21 protein-coding genes and 1 pseudogene are annotated in these 16,717 nt (G+C 62.1%); 12 read left to right on the top strand and 10 right to left on the bottom strand.

Annotation, left to right across the window (positions count from 1 at the left end; all coding sequences use genetic code 11):
- Nucleotides 1–80: 80 nt before the first annotated feature.
- Entirely contained in the window at nt 81–851 is a 771-nt protein-coding gene (locus H0W47_RS10025; RefSeq protein ID WP_296923848.1) for a class II aldolase/adducin family protein, read from the top strand.
- Between the two features lie 18 nt (nt 852–869).
- Here the strand turns inward: H0W47_RS10025 and H0W47_RS10020 are convergent, their stop codons facing one another.
- Genes H0W47_RS10020 through H0W47_RS10010 form a run of 3 tightly spaced genes read right to left on the bottom strand, consistent with a single transcriptional unit; the run spans nt 870 to nt 2,178 of the window.
- On the bottom strand, nt 870–1,706 hold the full coding sequence (locus H0W47_RS10020) for a transglutaminase family protein (RefSeq protein WP_296923846.1): 837 nt from the start codon (nt 1,704–1,706) through the stop codon (nt 870–872).
- Nucleotides 1,687–1,959, bottom strand: a complete 273-nt coding sequence (locus tag H0W47_RS10015; protein ID WP_296923844.1) for a hypothetical protein — start codon at nt 1,957–1,959, stop codon at nt 1,687–1,689. Before H0W47_RS10015 ends, H0W47_RS10020 begins: the two co-directional genes overlap by 20 nt.
- 33 nt (nt 1,960–1,992) lie before the next feature.
- A complete protein-coding gene (locus H0W47_RS10010) occupies nt 1,993–2,178 on the bottom strand; it encodes a DUF1328 domain-containing protein (protein WP_296923842.1) in 186 nt (61 codons plus the stop codon).
- 286 nt (nt 2,179–2,464) lie between these two features.
- Here H0W47_RS10010 and gstA point away from each other — a divergent pair, with 286 nt between their 5' ends.
- Nucleotides 2,465–3,070 (top strand): glutathione transferase GstA, encoded by a 606-nt coding sequence (gene gstA / locus H0W47_RS10005; RefSeq protein WP_296923839.1) that lies wholly within the window; start codon nt 2,465–2,467, stop codon nt 3,068–3,070.
- A 51-nt stretch (nt 3,071–3,121) separates the two neighbouring features.
- Here gstA and H0W47_RS10000 read toward each other — a convergent pair whose 3' ends face one another.
- The 3 genes from H0W47_RS10000 to H0W47_RS09990 all read right to left on the bottom strand — a co-directional run bounded on the left by H0W47_RS10000 (nt 3,122) and on the right by H0W47_RS09990 (nt 5,176).
- Entirely contained in the window at nt 3,122–3,385 is a 264-nt protein-coding gene (locus H0W47_RS10000) for a YkgJ family cysteine cluster protein (RefSeq protein WP_296923838.1), read from the bottom strand.
- A gap of 102 nt (nt 3,386–3,487) precedes the next feature.
- Entirely contained in the window at nt 3,488–4,498 is a 1,011-nt protein-coding gene (locus H0W47_RS09995) for a tripartite tricarboxylate transporter substrate binding protein (protein WP_296923836.1), read from the bottom strand.
- A gap of 87 nt (nt 4,499–4,585) precedes the next feature.
- Nucleotides 4,586–5,176, bottom strand: a complete 591-nt coding sequence (locus H0W47_RS09990) for an NADPH-dependent FMN reductase (RefSeq protein ID WP_296923834.1) — start codon at nt 5,174–5,176, stop codon at nt 4,586–4,588.
- A gap of 101 nt (nt 5,177–5,277) precedes the next feature.
- Between H0W47_RS09990 and H0W47_RS09985 the strand changes: the two genes are divergently transcribed.
- From H0W47_RS09985 to H0W47_RS09950, 8 genes are all read left to right on the top strand, one after another.
- Entirely contained in the window at nt 5,278–5,520 is a 243-nt protein-coding gene (locus tag H0W47_RS09985; protein ID WP_296923832.1) for a type II toxin-antitoxin system Phd/YefM family antitoxin, read from the top strand.
- A 74-nt stretch (nt 5,521–5,594) separates the two neighbouring features.
- The gene (locus H0W47_RS09980) at nt 5,595–6,005 is read left to right on the top strand and encodes a type II toxin-antitoxin system VapC family toxin (protein WP_296923830.1); all 411 of its coding nucleotides are present in this window, start codon (nt 5,595–5,597) and stop codon (nt 6,003–6,005) included.
- Between the two features lie 2 nt (nt 6,006–6,007).
- On the top strand, nt 6,008–8,005 hold the full coding sequence (gene mnmG / locus H0W47_RS09975) for a tRNA uridine-5-carboxymethylaminomethyl(34) synthesis enzyme MnmG (RefSeq protein WP_296923828.1): 1,998 nt from the start codon (nt 6,008–6,010) through the stop codon (nt 8,003–8,005).
- A complete protein-coding gene (gene rsmG / locus H0W47_RS09970; RefSeq protein ID WP_296923826.1) occupies nt 8,005–8,667 on the top strand; it encodes a 16S rRNA (guanine(527)-N(7))-methyltransferase RsmG in 663 nt (220 codons plus the stop codon). The genes mnmG and rsmG overlap by 1 nt, the downstream gene beginning before the upstream one ends.
- 72 nt (nt 8,668–8,739) lie before the next feature.
- Nucleotides 8,740–9,366 carry a LysE family transporter gene (locus tag H0W47_RS09965; RefSeq protein WP_296923824.1) on the top strand — a complete coding sequence of 209 codons (627 nt, stop codon included), beginning with the start codon at nt 8,740–8,742 and terminating at the stop codon, nt 9,364–9,366.
- 98 nt (nt 9,367–9,464) lie between these two features.
- Nucleotides 9,465–10,253, top strand: coding sequence for a ParA family protein (locus tag H0W47_RS09960; protein ID WP_296923822.1), 789 nt, complete (start codon nt 9,465–9,467; stop codon nt 10,251–10,253).
- Nucleotides 10,254–10,339: 86 nt separating this feature from the next.
- Nucleotides 10,340–10,891 (top strand): alpha/beta fold hydrolase, encoded by a 552-nt coding sequence (locus H0W47_RS09955; protein ID WP_296923820.1) that lies wholly within the window; start codon nt 10,340–10,342, stop codon nt 10,889–10,891.
- A 24-nt stretch (nt 10,892–10,915) separates the two neighbouring features.
- Nucleotides 10,916–11,860, top strand: coding sequence for a ParB/RepB/Spo0J family partition protein (locus H0W47_RS09950; protein WP_296923818.1), 945 nt, complete (start codon nt 10,916–10,918; stop codon nt 11,858–11,860).
- 257 nt (nt 11,861–12,117) lie between these two features.
- On the opposite strand, the gene H0W47_RS09945 is transcribed toward H0W47_RS09950, so the two are convergent.
- Nucleotides 12,118–13,539 (bottom strand): FAD-linked oxidase C-terminal domain-containing protein, encoded by a 1,422-nt coding sequence (locus H0W47_RS09945; RefSeq protein ID WP_296923816.1) that lies wholly within the window; start codon nt 13,537–13,539, stop codon nt 12,118–12,120.
- Nucleotides 13,540–13,638: 99 nt separating this feature from the next.
- Complete coding sequence (locus H0W47_RS09940; RefSeq protein ID WP_296923814.1) at nt 13,639–13,980, bottom strand: EF-hand domain-containing protein; 342 nt, start codon at nt 13,978–13,980, stop codon at nt 13,639–13,641.
- 172 nt (nt 13,981–14,152) lie between these two features.
- On the opposite strand from H0W47_RS09940, the gene H0W47_RS09935 reads away from it, so the two are divergent.
- Entirely contained in the window at nt 14,153–14,719 is a 567-nt protein-coding gene (locus H0W47_RS09935) for a cob(I)yrinic acid a,c-diamide adenosyltransferase (protein WP_296923812.1), read from the top strand.
- A gap of 72 nt (nt 14,720–14,791) precedes the next feature.
- Here the strand turns inward: H0W47_RS09935 and H0W47_RS09930 are convergent, their stop codons facing one another.
- Nucleotides 14,792–15,214, bottom strand: a complete 423-nt coding sequence (locus H0W47_RS09930) for a hotdog fold thioesterase (RefSeq protein WP_296923810.1) — start codon at nt 15,212–15,214, stop codon at nt 14,792–14,794.
- A 102-nt stretch (nt 15,215–15,316) separates the two neighbouring features.
- Between H0W47_RS09930 and H0W47_RS09925 the strand changes: the two genes are divergently transcribed.
- Nucleotides 15,317–16,594 (top strand): AsmA-like C-terminal region-containing protein, encoded by a 1,278-nt coding sequence (locus H0W47_RS09925; RefSeq protein WP_296923807.1) that lies wholly within the window; start codon nt 15,317–15,319, stop codon nt 16,592–16,594.
- Nucleotides 16,595–16,598: 4 nt separating this feature from the next.
- Here H0W47_RS09925 and H0W47_RS09920 read toward each other — a convergent pair.
- A pseudogene (locus H0W47_RS09920) lies at nt 16,599–16,717 on the bottom strand (IS5/IS1182 family transposase); the annotation flags it as partial.

Raw genomic sequence — 16,717 nt, 5'->3', positions numbered from 1 at the left:
GACCCATGTCCCTCGGGCGTCAGCAGCTCCTGATTTCATAGCGTAATGTCGCACGACAAACACCCCACGGAGATACCCCCATGCACATCCCCTCACTGAAAGAAGTCGTCAGCGCCGAAGAATGGCAACTGCGCTGCGAACTCGCCGCCTGCTACCGGCTAGCCGCCCTGTACGGCTGGAGCGATCTGGTGTTCACCCACATCAGCGCGAAGCTGCCCGAGTCGGTCAGCGGTTCGGGCCAGCATCACTTTTTGATCAATCCCTACGGCCTGATGTTCGACGAGATCACCGCGTCCAGCCTGGTCAAGGTCGACGAAAAGTGCAACAAGGTGATTGACTCGCCGTTTCCGGTGAACCCGGCCGGCTTTGTGATTCACAGCGCGGTGCACGAAGCACGCGCCGATGCCGGTTGCGTGATGCACACCCACACACGCGCCGGTGTGGCCGTCAGCGCGCAGAAGTGCGGCGTGCTTCCGATCAGCCAGCAGTCGACCTTTGTGCTGGGCTCTCTGGCCTATCACGACTATGAAGGCGTGGCCTTCCGCGACGACGAGAAACCACGGCTGCAGGCCGACTTGGGCAGGGCTAACTTTTTGATGCTGCGCAACCACGGCCTGCTGGTGGTCGGCAAGACGGTGGCCGATGCCTTCCTCAGCATGTACACCTTTGAGAACACCTGCCGCATCCAGCTTGACGCGCAGGCCGGCGGGGAGCTGATCCCGGTGAACCCGCAAATTGTCAAAGGCGTGGCTGAAGCCATGCGGGTGCAGACCGGCGGCATGGGCGGGGCATTTGTCTGGCCTTCACTGATCCGCAAGCTGGACCGGCTGGACCCGGGCTACAGCGCATAAGCGGTAAGCCGCCGGCGATCAGGCCGTCAGCACCTCGGGCTGCGACGAGAAAGCCTCACCGGGACGGATGTCGCCCTGCTCGATGGTGATCTCCTTGCGCAACATCATGACGCCACCAAAAATGGTGGCAAAGGCCACGTCCTTGGCATCACGCCCCGTGCCTATGCGCACCAGCCGGTCTATGGGCGCCATACGGGTGGGATCAAACATCACCCAGCGGCCGTCCAGCCAGGCTTCGAACACCGCATGGAAGTCTTGCGGCGGTTCGTCAAAATACACATAACCCACCACGAGCCGCGCGGGGATGTTCAGCGCGCGGCACAGCGTGATGCCCAGGTGCGCAAAGTCGCGGCAGACGCCAGCACGCTGCACAAACACCTCCTGCGCCGTGGTGGTGGAGTTGCTGAAACCTGGCAGGTAGTGGATGGAGTCGTGGATCCAGCTTTCGATGGCGCGCACCCGCGACAGGCCCAGCGGCAGATGACCAAAAAGTTGCTGCGCCGCCCGGCTCATGATGTCCGATTCGCAATAACGGCTGGGCATCAGAAAATGCATGGCATCGTCGGGCACCGCCGTCACCGGCACCTCGTCCAGGTGCAACGGCACGAGCGCATGGTGCAGCTCGACTTGCGCGTGGTAGTTGACCGAGAGCAGGCCGCGCGGCGCATCAAGCCGGAAGAAGCGGTTGCCATTGCGCTCGTCGCAAAAATGGCGGACCTTGACGCTGGGCGTGACGCTCAGGCGTTCTTCAATCACCTTGTGGCTGTCGTGGAAAGCCGCCTCGATGTTGAACAGAAAATGGGTGGCGCTGGCTACGTCGTATTCAAGCAGGCAGTCAATGGTCGCGGTGTGCATCTGTATCTTTGTTGTGGTCGTCGGGCGCAACTGCCGGCGCTTGCCCCGAAGAGAACCAGTTCTTGCAGGTCACCCACAACACGTGGGCGCCGCGCTCCAGCAGGTCTACGGACAGATCACGGCGGTTGCGGGCTTGCAGGCGCGCTACAAGCAACTGCTGCGCGACACTGGCGCGCTGAATGCTGTCACGCGACAGCCCGGCACCGGGCTGGGCCTTCTCATGTGTCTTGTGAGTCTCGTGATCAAGCGACATGGCAAATCCGGGCCATGAAACTGCGGATTGCATTTATTTGAGGGCCTTTCTCGCGGCTCCTACACCCAGCGCGGCAAGCACCACAAAAATGACCGCCAGGATCAGGAACAGGCCGAACAGGATCTTGGCAATGCCGGCAGAACCGGCAGCCAGGCCGCCAAAGCCCATGGCCCCGGCAATCAGGGAAATAGTCGCAAAAATGATGGCGTATTTGAGCATCAGCTTCTCCGGTAGGGTAACTCGCCTGCGAGTCACTGATGTGATGTTAGGGCGCGCTTCGCAACCGCCGAATCAGCGCCCTGCGCATGGCCCTGTAGGACAAGGCCAGATGTGCCGAGACGCTCTGTTTTTGATAGCTGTTGACCCTTGCTGGACGGGGGTTGGCTGCCGGCATTGCGTGCAATTCATCACGCGGGCGGCCTGCAGCACGAGACCGCGCCACGCGGTAGCATGGAGGGGAAGACGCCCACTCTCTTCCTCTTCCTGTTTCCGACCAAGGACCCTTATGAAACTTTATTACTCCCCCGGCGCCTGCTCGCTGTCCCCACACATCACCCTGCATGAGTCTGGCCTGGACTTCGAGCATGTGGCCGCCCCGACCAAGACCCACCAGCTGGAGGACGGCACCGACTACTACACCATCAACCCGCTCGGTTATGTGCCGTTGCTGGAGCTTGACGACGGCACCCGCCTTACCGAAGGCCCGGCCATCGTGCAGTACATCGCCGACCAGGTCCCCGAGAAAAAACTCGCGCCAGCCAACGGCACCCTGGAACGCTACCAGCTACAGTCCTGGCTGACCTTCATCGGCACCGAGCTGCACAAGGGATTCAGCCCGCTGTTCAATTCAGCCACCCCGGCGGACTACAAACCCATGGTCATCGACAAGCTGCTGTCGCGCATGAAATGGGTGGACGGCCAGCTCGCCGGCAAACCCTATCTGATGGGCGACTTCAGCGTGGCCGACCCCTATCTGTTCACCGTCACCAACTGGGCGCCCCGCGTCGGTGTGGACATCAGCGAATTTGCCAACATCTCGGCGTTTCGCGAGCGCGTGGCAGCGCGGCCGGCCGTCCAGGCAGCGATGCGGCATGAAGGTTTGCTGAAGTAAGCGGGCGGGTGCCGCGTTTGCCACACGCAGACCGGCCCCCCAGTGGCCATCTCAGGCCGGTTGTGGCGCAGTGGCCAGTTCCAGCCTGCTGAGCCACAGCATTGCAGCGCTGGCGCTCACGCCACACATTTCCGCCGACGGCATCAGCTGCCCGCAGACCGCCGGGCGTTCCGGCCGCCCGAAGATGCGGCAGGCATTGGCTGCGTCGAGCTGCACACAACGCACCCCGGCCGGCTTGCCGTGCGGCATGCCGGGAATCGGCGAGCTGATGGACGGCGCGATGCAGCAGGCGCCGCAGCCGGGTCGGCAGTTCATGGGACGTGGCGCGCTATCAAAATGGCAGCTGATGACGTGCGTACATCAAGGGCTGACGGCCTGTTTGATACAGGAGTCGCGGGTGCAGGCATTCCGAGGTCCTCAATCGGGTTTGATCTTCGCGCGCGCCACCACCTGTTTCCAGCGCTCCTGCTCAGTCTTGATGAACGCAGCGTATTGCGCGGGGGTGTCGCCCACGGGTTGTGCAGTGTCGCCACGCAGGCGCTCGGTGGCCTGCGGATTGCGCATGGCTTTGGCGCAGGCTTCGGCAATTTTGTCGATGGCGATTTGCGGCATGCTGGCCGGTGCATTCAGGCCGTACCACTGCGTCATCTCAAAGCCGGGGTAGCCGCTTTCTGCCACCGTGGGCACGTCGGGCAACTGCGGCAGGCGCTCCCTGGTACCGGTGGCAATGCAGCGCAGCTTGCCCGACTTGATGTGCCCGAGGATGGCTGGCGCGCCGACGCTGGCAGCGTCCAGCCGCCCGGCCAGCAGGTCTGTCAGTTGCGGGCCGGTACCGCGGTAGGGCACATGCAGCACAAAAATATTCGCCGCCATCTTGAGGTACTCGAACGCCAGGTGACCGGCGCTGCCGTTGCCGGCCGAGCCGTAATTGAGCTGGCCGGTCTTGGCTTTGGCCAGTGCGATGAACTCTTTGAGGTTTTTGGCCGGCACGTCGGCGTTGACCACATACAGGCTGGGCACCTTGGCGAGCAGCGAAATCGGCCGGAAGTCGCGGTTGGTGTCGAAAGGCAGCTTGTCAAAGATGAAGGGGTTGACCGCCAGCGTGCCGATGTGGCCCAGGATCATGGTGTGGCCGTCGGTGCTGGCCGCGCATTCCTGCATGGCAATGTTGCCGCTGGCGCCCGGCTTGTTTTCAACAAACACGTTCTGGCCCAGGCTTTTGCTGATTTCATTGGCGGCCGAACGGGCCACGATCTCGGAACTGCCGCCAGGGGCGAAGGGCACCAGCAGGCGGATCGGTTTGCTGGGCCAGGTGGCTTGTGCCTGCGCGCTTGTCCATAGGCCCGGAAAGGCCGTGGCTGCGACCAGCGCGGTGCCTGTGCGCAAGCCGGATTGAAGTGCGCTGCGGCGGGACTTGGGAGTGTTCATTCGGGCCTCGAAGGTAAGACGGTGAGGCCTTGACTATAGAGGGCCGCTTACCCGGCCTTGTAGGGATTTGCCAGCAGCCGCAGCTGGTCAGTGCGCCAGACGATTGGCCGCAAAAAGAACCTGGTCGATCACCGCCTGCACGTTGCTGCGGTGTTTGTCATTGATCAGCTGGCCTTGCGTATCAAACGCGTCGCCGGCATGGCCCAAGGCAAACGCACGCGGCGCCAACCAGCATTGCAAGTTGAGCAGCAGTGGGGCCAGATGGCTTTGCGAACGCAGGCCGCCCAGGGCGCCGGATGAGGCGCTGAGCATGCCCACGACCTTGCCGGTGAAAGCCTTGTTGCCGTCCTGCCAGGCCGGGTCGCTTTTGACCGGGCTGGAGACCCAGTCGACGGTGTTTTTCAGCAGGGCGGTGTAGCTGCCGTTGTACTCGGGCGAGCAGATGATCCAGGCCGGGTGCTCATACATGATCTGCTTGAGCTTCATGACGTCGGCGGGCGTGCCTTGGGCTTCCAGGTCGGCGTTGTACATGGGGATGTCGAAGTCGGCCAGTTCGATGTGGGTGACTTCACCGCCGCTGGCGCGCGCCAGATCGGCGGCGGCATGGGCGAGTTTGCGGTTGAAGGAGGCCAGACGGGTGCTGCCAGCAAAGACGAGGAGTTTGGAAGGGGCGCTCATGCAATTGATTTCACCACAGGCCGCATGGAGAAAAACTGCGTATGGTACTGGGGGCAAGCTGAAACCCGCTAAAATGTACGAAATAACCAATTTTGTACAAAATGCACACCATTGCTCTCAGCGAGTTTCGCGCTCAAGCCTCCGCCATGATTGATCTGGTCGAACGCGGTGAAACCGTGCGGATTCTGCGGCATGGCAAACCCGTGGCAGAGCTGGTTCCTCTGAAGTCAGAGGAGGTGGTGAAGGTGCCTAGCTGGAAGCGCCCCTTTGAACCGGTGGTTTTGCCGCCTGGCGTGTCCTTGTCGCAAGCGGTGCTCGATGAGCGTAGCGAGTCTCCATGGTAAAGCGTGCGTCTGCCCCTTATCCGGCTGCACCGCCGGCAAGCCGCGTAGTGGCGCGCAATTGGGAGGCGCGTTTGATGTTTGACGCTTCCGCACTTACCAAACGCTACGCTAGTGAAGCGGGGCGTGATCGCGTTCTTGCCCTTTTTGAGGCGGCCAGTGAGTTGCTGGTTGCCGCGCATTGCAAGACCGAGGTGGCCTCTGCGCTGCTGCGGCGTCGCCGTGATGGCAGCCTGCCTGCCCCCGAATTTAATCGGGCGTGGGCCGCCGCGCAAAGCGATGTGGCGGACATGACGCTGGTACCGCTGGATGCGCGGGTGGAGCGCTTTGCCTTTTCGGCCATGGAGCTGGGCCCGCTTCGTGCCATGGACGCCCTCCATATTGGCAGCGCGCTCGTTGGCAGGATAGACCTTTTTGTAACGGCCGACAAACGACAAGCCCAAGTGGCAAGCAGCATGGGTTTGCCGACAGAATTGATTGAGAACTGAAGATGTTTTACCCCCAAGAATTTGACGTGATCGTGGTCGGTGGTGGCCATGCCGGCACTGAGGCCGCTCTGGCCGCTGCCCGCATGGGCTGCAAGACTTTGCTGCTCTCGCACAACATCGAGACGCTGGGCCAGATGAGTTGCAACCCGTCCATAGGCGGCATCGGCAAGGGCCACCTGGTGAAAGAGGTTGATGCCATGGGCGGCGCGATGGCGCTGGCGACCGACGAGGGCGGCATTCAGTTTCGCATTCTCAACAGCTCCAAAGGTCCGGCCGTGCGTGCTACCCGGGCGCAGGCTGACCGTATTCTTTATAAGGCGGCGATCCGCCGGAAGCTGGAGAACCAGCCGAATTTGTGGCTTTTCCAGCAGGCGGTGGACGATTTGATGGTCGAGGGTGACCGGGTCGTGGGTGCGGTGACCCAGGTCGGCATCAAGTTCCGATCGCGCACCGTGGTGTTGACGGCCGGGACTTTTCTGGACGGCAAGATCCATGTGGGGCTGCAGAACTACGCGGCGGGCAGGGCGGGCGACCCGCCGGCGGTGTCGCTGAGCGCGCGCCTGAAAGAACTCAAGCTGCCGCAGGGCCGGCTGAAAACCGGTACACCGCCGCGCATCGACGGCCGCAGCATCGACTTCAGCAAATGCACGGTGCAGCCCGGCGACGGCATGCCCGGCGGCACGGCCGGGCCGGTTCCGGTGTTCAGCTTCATGGGCGGGCAGATACCGCACCCCAAGCAAATGCCGTGCTGGATCACCCACACCAACGAGCGCACGCACGAGATCATTCGCTCCGGTTTTGACCGCAGCCCGATGTTCACCGGCAAGATTGATGGCGTGGGCCCGCGTTATTGCCCGAGCGTGGAAGACAAGATCAACCGCTTTGCCGGCAAGGAAAGCCACCAGATTTTCCTGGAGCCCGAGGGCCTCACCACCCACGAGATTTACCCCAACGGCATCTCGACCAGCCTGCCTTTCGACATCCAGTATGACTTGGTGCGGTCCATGGCCGGCATGGAAAACGCCCACATCCTGCGGCCCGGTTACGCCATCGAATACGACTACTTCGACCCGCGCTCGCTCAAGACTACCTTTGAGACCCGCCAGATTGGCGGCCTGTTTTTTGCGGGCCAGATCAATGGCACCACTGGTTACGAAGAGGCGGCAGCCCAGGGCATGTTCGCCGGCATCAATGCGGCACTGCAGTGCCAGGGCAAAGATGCCTGGTTGCCCAAACGCGATGAGGCCTACCTCGGCGTGCTGGTGGACGACCTGATCACCAAAGGCGTGACCGAGCCCTACCGCATGTTCACCAGCCGGGCCGAGTTCCGCCTGATGCTGCGGGAGGACAACGCCGACATGCGCCTGACTGAAAAGGGCAGGGAGTTGGGGCTGGTTGATGACGCACGTTGGGAAGCCTTCAATCGCAAGCGCGACGCTGTTTCACGTGAAACAGAACGCCTGCGTTCCATCTGGGTCAACCCGCGTAGCCTGCCGGCGGCGGAGGCCGAGCGGGTGCTGGGCAAGGCGATTGAGCATGAATACAACCTGCTTGACTTGCTGCGACGACCCGATGTGAACTACGCCGCGCTGATGTCTCTGGAGGGCGGCAAGCATGTGAACCCGGATTTGGCCCCTGTGGATGCGGAAGGTGTTCCACGTGAAACATCAGCCGGGGCGGATATGGCGCGCAGCGTGATTGAGCAGATCGAGATTGCCGTCAAATACGCCGGCTACATCGACTTGCAGAAAACCGAGGTCGAGCGCGCCTCGCATTACGAGAACCTTAAGTTGCCGGCCGACCTGGACTACCTGCAGGTCTCGGCCCTGAGTTTTGAGGCGCGCCAGACCCTGGCCAAGCATCGTCCGGAAACCCTGGGCCTGGCCTCGCGCATCTCCGGCATCACGCCGGCGACGGTTTCTTTGTTGCTGGTGCACCTGAAAAAGAACCTCTGGAAAAACACGGTTCCGCTCAAAACCACCGAACAGGCCGACGCCTGATGAGGCCGCGCGAACCTGAACTGCGCGCCGGGCTGAGCGCGCTCCAACTGGATCTGGGCGATGTGCAGGTGGGCCAGTTGCTGGACTACCTGGACCTGATCGCCAAATGGACCCAGGTCTACAACCTGACGGCGGTGCGTGACCCGGCCGTGATGCTGACACACCATCTGCTCGACAGCCTGGCGGTGATCCGTCCCCTGCGCCGGCATCTGGCGCAAGCCGGGCTGCAGCGCGCCAGTCTGCTGGACGTCGGTTCGGGCGCCGGCTTGCCGGGCGTGGTGATTGCGGCCTGTTGTCCGGAGGTGGCGGTGAGTTGTGTGGACACCGTGGCCAAAAAAGCCGCGTTTATCAAGCAGGCGGCGCTGGCGCTGAAGCTGCCCAACTTGACCGGCATCCATGCGCGGGTCGAAAACCTTAAAGAGCCTTTCGACGTGGTCTGTTCGCGGGCCTTTGCCTCGCTGCACGACTTCACCCAGTGGTCGGGCGGGGCGCTTGCCCCCTCTGGCGTCTGGATGGCCATGAAGGGCAAACACCCAGCCGACGAGATGGCCGTTCTGCCCGCGACGGCGGAGGTGTTTCACGTGGAGCAGCTGATCGTGCCGGGGCTGGACGCCGAGCGTTGCCTCATCTGGATGCGCCCGAAAGCAGCAGAACCGGCTTGATACTCCGTGCCACCTGATTTTCACGCCCAACTGCTGACGTAAACTCAAGTCCTCTGTTTCTGGAGGTTTTCCATGCTGGGTTCATTTGTTGGCGTAGCCGACTACGGTGCTTTTGTTGTCGCCATCATTGTGTTTTTGTTGATTCCCGGCCCGGGCAACCTGGCGTTGATCACCTCGACCAGCAAGGGCGGCATGTCCGGCGGCATGGGGGCAACCTTCGGCGTTATCGCCGGTGACCAGGTCTTGCTGTGGGCGGCGGTGGCTGGCGTGTCGGCCGTGATGGTGGCGTACCCAACGGCTTTCCACATCGTCCAGTGGGCGGGTGCCGTCTATCTGGCCTGGCTGGGCATCAAGATGTTGATGGCCAAACCCGGCGACGCCCCCATTCTTGAGATCAAACCCAGGCACTACTTCCGCCAGGCGCTGCTGATCACCTTGCTCAATCCCAAGGCGATTGTTTTCTACATGGCCTTTTTCCCGCTATTCGTGGACCCCGCCCAGCACCAGGGCCTGACCACTTTTGCGGTGATGGCCGTCACGATTGCAGGCCTGACTTTTCTGTATGGTCTGACATCGGTGCTGATCACCCACTTTCTGGCTGAGCGCATCCGCGCCAACCCCCAAGTTTCCAGCTGGCTGAACAAGGCGGCGGGTGTTTTCCTGATCGGCTTTGGCATCAAGCTCGCTGTGTCCAAATGAATATGACAACAAATCCTGATGGCCAAGAATTTCCCGCCGGGCCGCCCCAAGGGAAATTGGCCCCCTCGGGGGGCAGCGTATTACGCGAAGCGAAAAGCGTGGGGGCGCGTATCTTCTGTGTAGCCAACCAAAAGGGCGGGGTTGGCAAAACCACCACCACGGTCAATCTGGCGGCCGGGCTGGCCAAGGTGGGGCAACGGGTGCTGATGATCGACCTGGACCCGCAGGGTAATGCCACCATGGGTTCCGGCGTGGACAAGCGCAAGCTTGAGTTCACGGTATACGACGTACTGCTCGAGTCGGCTTCGATTGCTGAGGCGCGGGTGACCAGCCAGAAGTTGATCGACGGCGGCTGCAGTTACGACATCCTGGGCGCCAACCGCGAGCTGGCCGGTGCCGAGGTTGAGCTGGTCGATATTGAGCGCCGCGAAAAACGCCTGAAGCTGGCCATCGAGGCGGTCACGGCCGACTATGACTTTGTCCTCATCGACTGCCCGCCATCGCTGAGCATGCTCACCCTCAATGGCCTGTGTTGCGCGCACGGCGTGATCGTGCCCATGCAGTGTGAGTACTTTGCACTCGAAGGCCTGACCGATCTGGTCAACACCATCAAGCAGGTGCACGCCAACCTGAACAAGGACCTGGCCATCATTGGTTTGCTGCGCGTGATGTTTGACCCGCGCATCACCCTGCAGCAACAAGTCAGCGACCAGCTCAAGCAGCATTTTGGCGAGAAGGTCTTCAACACCGTGATCCCGCGCAATGTGCGGCTGGCCGAAGCACCGAGCTACGGCCTGCCGGGCGTGGTGTTCGACCCGTCGTCCAAGGGCGCACAGGCTTTTGTGGCTTTTGCCGAAGAGATGGTGCAGCGCATCAAAGCCATGTGATGTCGAAGCCATGCATGAAATTGGCCTCTAGCCCTTATTCGACGGGCGCCAACAGCTACTAAAACGATAGCAAACACACCTTCAATATGAACCCCCGCAACGTCCTGATTCTTCCCGGCTGGCAAAACAGCGGCGCCGGTCACTGGCAAAGCCTGTGGGAAACCACGCATGGCTACCAGCGCGTGGAGCAGCACGACTGGATGCAGCCACTGCGCGGCGACTGGATCGCCCGGCTGGAAGACGTGGTGCTGGGCTGCGACGAACCGGTGGTGCTGGTTGCCCACAGCCTGGGTTGCATCCTCGCCGCCGCCTGGGCGGCGCATTCGCGCAACACCCACCGCGTCAAGGCTGCGCTGCTGGTGGCCCCGCCCGATGTTGACCGCGAGGAAGTGCGGCAGTTGCTGACCAGCTGGGCGCCAGTGCCCATGAACACCTTGCAGTTTGCGTCGGTGGTGCTGGCCAGCAGCCGCGACCCCTATTGCTGGCCGGATCGGGCGCGTGAATTTGCCGCCGCTTGGGGCTCTGAATTTGTCGACGTCGGCCCGCTCGGTCACCTCAACGCCGACAGCGGCCTGGCGGACTGGCCCGAGGCACATGAAAAACTGCAGTCGCTGATGAACAGCGCTGCTGCCCACTGAACTTACCCGAAAGAAACTACAAGCATGGTCACCAAAAAACCAAAAGGCCTGGGCCGTGGCCTGCAGGCCCTGCTGGGCCCCACCGTCGGCGAGTCCGCCAACGTGCTTGAAAACGGCGCCAGCAGCGCCAGCAGCCCGGGCCAGCCGGCCTCGCTGCTGTTGACCGACCTGGTGGCCGGCCAGTACCAGCCGCGCACCCGCATGGACGAGGGCGCGCTCTACGAACTGGCTGAAAGCATCAAGGTGCAGGGCATCATGCAGCCGATACTTGTTCGTCGTCTGACATCAGGCGCCAACGACGGCAAGTACGAAATCATTGCCGGCGAGCGCCGCTTCCGCGCCGCAAAAATCGCCGGCTTGGACAGCGTGCCGGTACTGGTGCGCGATGTGCCCGACGAGTCAGCCGCCGCCATGGCACTGATTGAGAACATCCAGCGGGAAGACCTGAATCCGCTGGAAGAAGCACAGGGTCTGCACCGTCTGGTCAAAGAGTTTGGGCTCACTCACGAACTGGCGGCGCAGGCGGTGGGCCGCTCGCGCAGTGCCGCGTCCAACCTGCTGCGCCTGCTGAACCTGGCCGATCCGGTGCAGACCATGCTGATGGCCGGCGACATCGACATGGGCCATGCACGCGCGTTGCTGAGCCTGGACCGCGCCACCCAGATCACCGCCGGCAACCAGATCGCGGCGAAAAAATTGTCAGTGCGCGAAGCCGAAAGCCTGGTCAAGAAGCTGGGCGCCGAGTTTTCGCTGAAGCCGCAAAAAGCAGCCAAGGAAAAATCGCGCGACACCCGCCGCGTCGAGGAAGAACTGGCCGACCTGTTGATGGCCGACGTCGAGGTGCGCATCAAAAAGCAGGTCAAGCGCAACGGCCGGCGTGAAGACATGGGCGAGGTGGCGATCCAGTTCTCTTCCATGGACGAGCTCAACGGCCTGATTGAACGGCTGCGCGGCGGTAATAAAGGATAGGAGCCTGTTGTCTGAAAAGCCATCGTTTCAAGGGTATGGCGTCGTTGCAAGTGGTGTCAACCCTTCGACAGGCGCTTGGTTCGTTCCTGACACGAGTTACTCTTTGCTATCGGGCTACTGGCAAAACGCAGCCCTGAACTTTGCATTCATGCTGCTCTTCGCAGTACCGCTATGGGTAACTCGTTCATTTCGGGCAGGCCGATGACTAACCAAATGCGCGCTTCAGGCGGGCCGCATCAACCAGCACGTCGCCGTACTCACAGCGTAAAAATCTTGCCCGGGTTCATGATGTTCAGCGGGTCCATCGCGCGCTTGATGGTGCGCATCATGTCCACAGCGCCGTCACCGGCTTCGGTGACCAGGAAGTCCATCTTGTGCAGGCCCACGCCGTGCTCGCCGGTGCAGGTGCCTTCCAGGCTCAGGGCGCGTGCCACCAGCGTGTGGTTCAGCGCTTCGGCCTTCTCACGCTCCTCGGGCTTGTCGGGGTCAATCAGGTAGCCGAAGTGAAAGTTGCCGTCGCCCACATGGCCGACCAGGAAGTAGGGGATGCCGCTGGCATCAGCTTCACTTACTGAATCCAGCAGGCAGTCGGCCAGGCGGGAGATCGGCACACAGGTGTCGGTGGAGATGGCGCGGCAGCCGGGCTTGGACTGGATGGCTGCAAAGTAGGCGTTGTGCCGCGCCGTCCACAGCCGGGTGCGTTCCTCCGGTGTGCTGGCCCATTCAAAGGCGTTGCCGCCGAGTTCGGCAGCGATCTCCTGCACGGTTTCAGCTTGCTCCTTGACGCTGTTCGGCGAGCCGTGAAACTCCATCAGCAGCATGGGTTCTTCGCGCAGACCTAGCTTGCTGTGGGCGTTGACCATGCGCACGGTGTTGCTGTCGATCAGCTCGACACGCGCAATCGGGACCCCGAGCTGGATGATCTGGATGGTGGTGCGCACGGCAGCCTCGATGCTCGGGAAGGAGCAGATCGCTGCAGAAATCGCCTCGGGCAGCGGGTAGAGCTTGACAGTCACTTCGGTGATCACGCCCAGTGTGCCTTCGCTGCCGACCATCAGCCGCGTCAGGTCGTAACCGGCCGATGATTTTTTGGCGCGGGTGCCGGTGCGGATGATGTCTCCGCTGGCGGTCACCACTTCAAGCGCCAAAACGTTCTCACGCATGGTGCCGTAACGCACGGCGTTGGTGCCGCTGGCCCGCGTGGCGCTCATGCCGCCCAAGGTGGCGTCGGCGCCCGGATCAATCGGGAAAAACAGGCCGGTGCTTTTGACTTCTTCGTTGAGCTGCTTGCGCGTCACGCCGGGCTGCACCGTAACCGTCAGATCCTCGGCGTTGATGGACAGCACCTTGTTCATGCGACTCACATCGATGCTGATTCCGCCCTGCACCGCCAGCAAGTGGCCTTCCAGCGAGGTGCCCACGCCGAAGGGAATCACCGGCACCTTGTGCTGGGCCGCCAGCTTGACCGCATCGGCGACATCGGTGGTGCTCTCGGCAAACACCACTGCGGCTGGCGGCGGCACCGCGAACGAGGATTCATCGCGGCCATGCTGCTCGCGCACCACCAGCGCGGTGGAGCAGCGCTCGGCAAAACGCGCTTTCAGCGCATCGATCAACGCCGCGGGTGTTTCGCGCTGCTGGATATCGGGGAGCAGATGGTGGGGCAGGGGTGCGCTCATGGGGGATCTCCTGACAGAAGCCCCAGTTTACGACTTGTGTTGATGCATTAGAAGTGGGGGCTTCAGTGCCCCCACATGTTTATGTAGTCCGTGCTGGTGTCAAGACTTCAGCGCGGCTTCGAATTCTTCGCGCGAGACAAACTGGTCCTTGTTGGTGTCAATCTCTTCAAAGCGCTGTTCGATGGCTGGAAAGCGCGCGGCTTCCTGCTTGGACAGCTTGCCGTCCTTGTTGGCATCAGCGCGGGCGAAGATGGTTTCGGTATTCTGGGCCGGTGCGGCCTTTGCAGCGGGTGCGCCCTGGGTGGACGGGGTCGCCGGCTTGGCCCCGGCAGCGTCGGGAGTTTGAGCGTGTGCGCTCATGGCTGTACCCACGGTCAAGGCGGCCAGCAGAGTGATGCTGCGCAATTCAAAGTTGGGAATAAAATGCGATTTGGATGTCATGCAGACATGTCCTTTGAAGTTGAAGAAGTCGCTATTGCACCGCAGCAAAGCGATGTCTTCCAGCACTTTTGCATGGTGTTGCCGCGCTGACATCATGTGCAGTTCATACACATTTTCTTGCTTCACGTAACGCGGCCCCACGGCCACGCTGCAAATACCACCCGACACACCCATGGCCAACCGACTTTCACAAATCGCCACCCGCACCGGTGACAACGGCACGACCGGCTTGGGCGACAACACCCGTGTTTCCAAGGACAGCCTGCGTGTGCATGCCATGGGCGACGTTGATGAACTCAATTCGCAAATCGGCGTGTTGCTGTGCGAAGAAATGCCGATCGACGTGCGCGAGCTGTTGGTTGAAGTGCAGCACCAGCTGTTCAACTTGGGCGGCGAGTTGTCGATTCCGGGTTTCGAATTGCTCAAGCCGGAAGCAGTGATGGTGCTCGACGAAGCGCTGGAAACCTACAACGCGGCGCTGCCGCGCCTGGCCGAGTTCATCTTGCCCGCCGGCTCCCGCGCCGCCTCGCTGGCGCACGTCTGCCGCACCGTGGCGCGCCGCGCCGAGCGCGCGGTGGTGGCGCTGGACAAGGCAGAGACCCTGAAGGAGTCCCCACGCCTCTATTTGAACCGGCTGAGCGACCTGCTGTTTGTGTTGTCGCGCGTACTCAACCGCATGAACGGTGGTGACGACGTGTACTGGAAGAGCGAACGGATGGCGCGGGCTGCAAGCGAGTAGAATCCTCGCCGCTATGTTATTGATAGCTGTTTACGCCCGTCAGTCAAGGGCTGGCGGCCGATTTGATTAAAACTATTTCGGCACCAACATCGCCATCGTGATACGGGACACGCAGGTCAGTTCACCGGCATCGTTGCTCAGCTCAATGGCCCAGACCTGGGTGCTGCGGCCGATGTGGACCGGGCGCGTGATGCCGGTGACCCAGCCGCTGGTGGTGCCCTTGAGGTGATTCGCATTGATGTCCAGGCCGACGGTGCGGTGGCCTTCGGGGGCGGCGAAGGCGGCGCCACAGGAGCCCAGGGTTTCAGCCAGCACCACCGAGACACCGCCGTGCAGCAGGCCGTAAGGCTGGCGCGTGCGTTCATCCACCGGCACGCGGGCCCGGATGAAGTCGTCGCCGACCTCCAAAAATTCGATGCCCAGGTGAGTCACGGCGCTGTTGGCATTGTTCAGGGTCAGCAGGTCTACGGAGATCGGTCTTTTCCACACAGTCATGGCAAATCCAGAAAGCTTGAATACCCTGACTATAAAGAGAATGCAGCCTACATCGTCTGTGCCAGACATTGCTTAAGCTAGGGGGACAACCGAAAGGCATGCATGCAAGCTAGAAACAAATGGATGGTTGCCGGCGGGCTGCTGTTGGCGCTGCTGCTGGCTGGCTGGGCAGCCCTGCTGCTGATGCTGCCGAGCGACGAGGAACTGGCCGCGAAAGTGTCTGCGGAGCTTCAGGCGCGGCTTGGCGTGCCGGTCGCTGTCGGCTCCGTGGGCTGGAGCCTGTTCCCGGTGCCCGCCGTGGTGGTGCAGGACGCGGCGACGCAGCAGACCCCGCCCATCACCATCAAAAAACTGACGGTTCATCCCAGCTTGCCGGCGCTGCTTGACGGCCGGTTGCAGTTCGACCGCGCCGAGCTTGACGGTGCAGTGCTGCCGCAACTGTCGCTGCGCGCTCTGGACAAGGGGCTGGGCGGGGTGCAAACCAAACCGGACGCCACCGTGTTGGCGCGCTTTGTCTTTCGTGACGTCACCTGGATCTCGCGCCGGGGCACGTCCATGGTGTTTGACGGGGAAGTCGATTTCGACCCGGCATGGCGCCCGCGTGAAGCCCATTTGCGCAGGCCGGGCGTGTCGCCCGTGACCGATCTGCGGCTGACGCGGCAGGGCCAGGAAGACCGCTGGAACACGCAAATCCGCATCGGTGGCGGCACTGCCGACGGCGAGGTACAGATCAAGACTAGCGACAAGGGCCGGCTGCGTCTGGAAGGGACACTCAAGCCCCAGGGGGTGGAGGTCGCCTCTGCCATGGCCGCCTTCAACCGCCGTTCCGTCATTTCAGGCGAAGCCTCGGGCGACACGTCTTTGCGCGCCGACGGCGCTACGGTAGGTGAACTGGCCCGCACGCTGAACACCAAGACCCTATTCAGCATGCGCCGCGCGACCTTGCTGCGCTTTGACCTGAACAAGGCAGTGCGCAGCCTCGGCAGCGACCACGCCGGGCAGACCCCGCTGGACACTGTCACCGGCCAGATGGATACCCAAAACACGCCGCAGGGCATGGTGGTGACTTACAGCGGTGTCAAGGCCACCTCAGGTGTGCTGACCGCATCGGGCCAAGCCCGGGTTGCCAACCGGCATATCGAGTCGGAATTCGCCGTCGATCTGGTCGATGGCTTGATCGGCGTGCCGCTGAAGGTTTCCGGCCCGTTTGAGGACGTCAAGGTGTCGGCGCCTGCGGGTGCCATCGCCGGCGCTGCGGTGGGCACGGCGGTTTTGCCCGGCATAGGTACGGCCATCGGTGCACGTATAGGCGCCACATTGGGCAAAATCTTCACTTCGGAGCCCGAGCCCGCAAAGCCGGCGCCTGCGCCTAAACGCTAAGAACCTATCCGTAAATAATATTTACGTCCAATTTGATCTTGCGTAGTGCCATGATGGATGCAGCCAAGTGGTTCAGCGCGACAAAGCTGCGGTCAAGCTTTTCGTATCGCACCAGGAGTTTAC

This window comes from Polaromonas sp., assembly GCF_013817205.1.
Lineage (GTDB): Bacteria > Pseudomonadota > Gammaproteobacteria > Burkholderiales > Burkholderiaceae_C > Polaromonas.
This window is presented reverse-complemented; position numbering and strand designations above follow the sequence as displayed.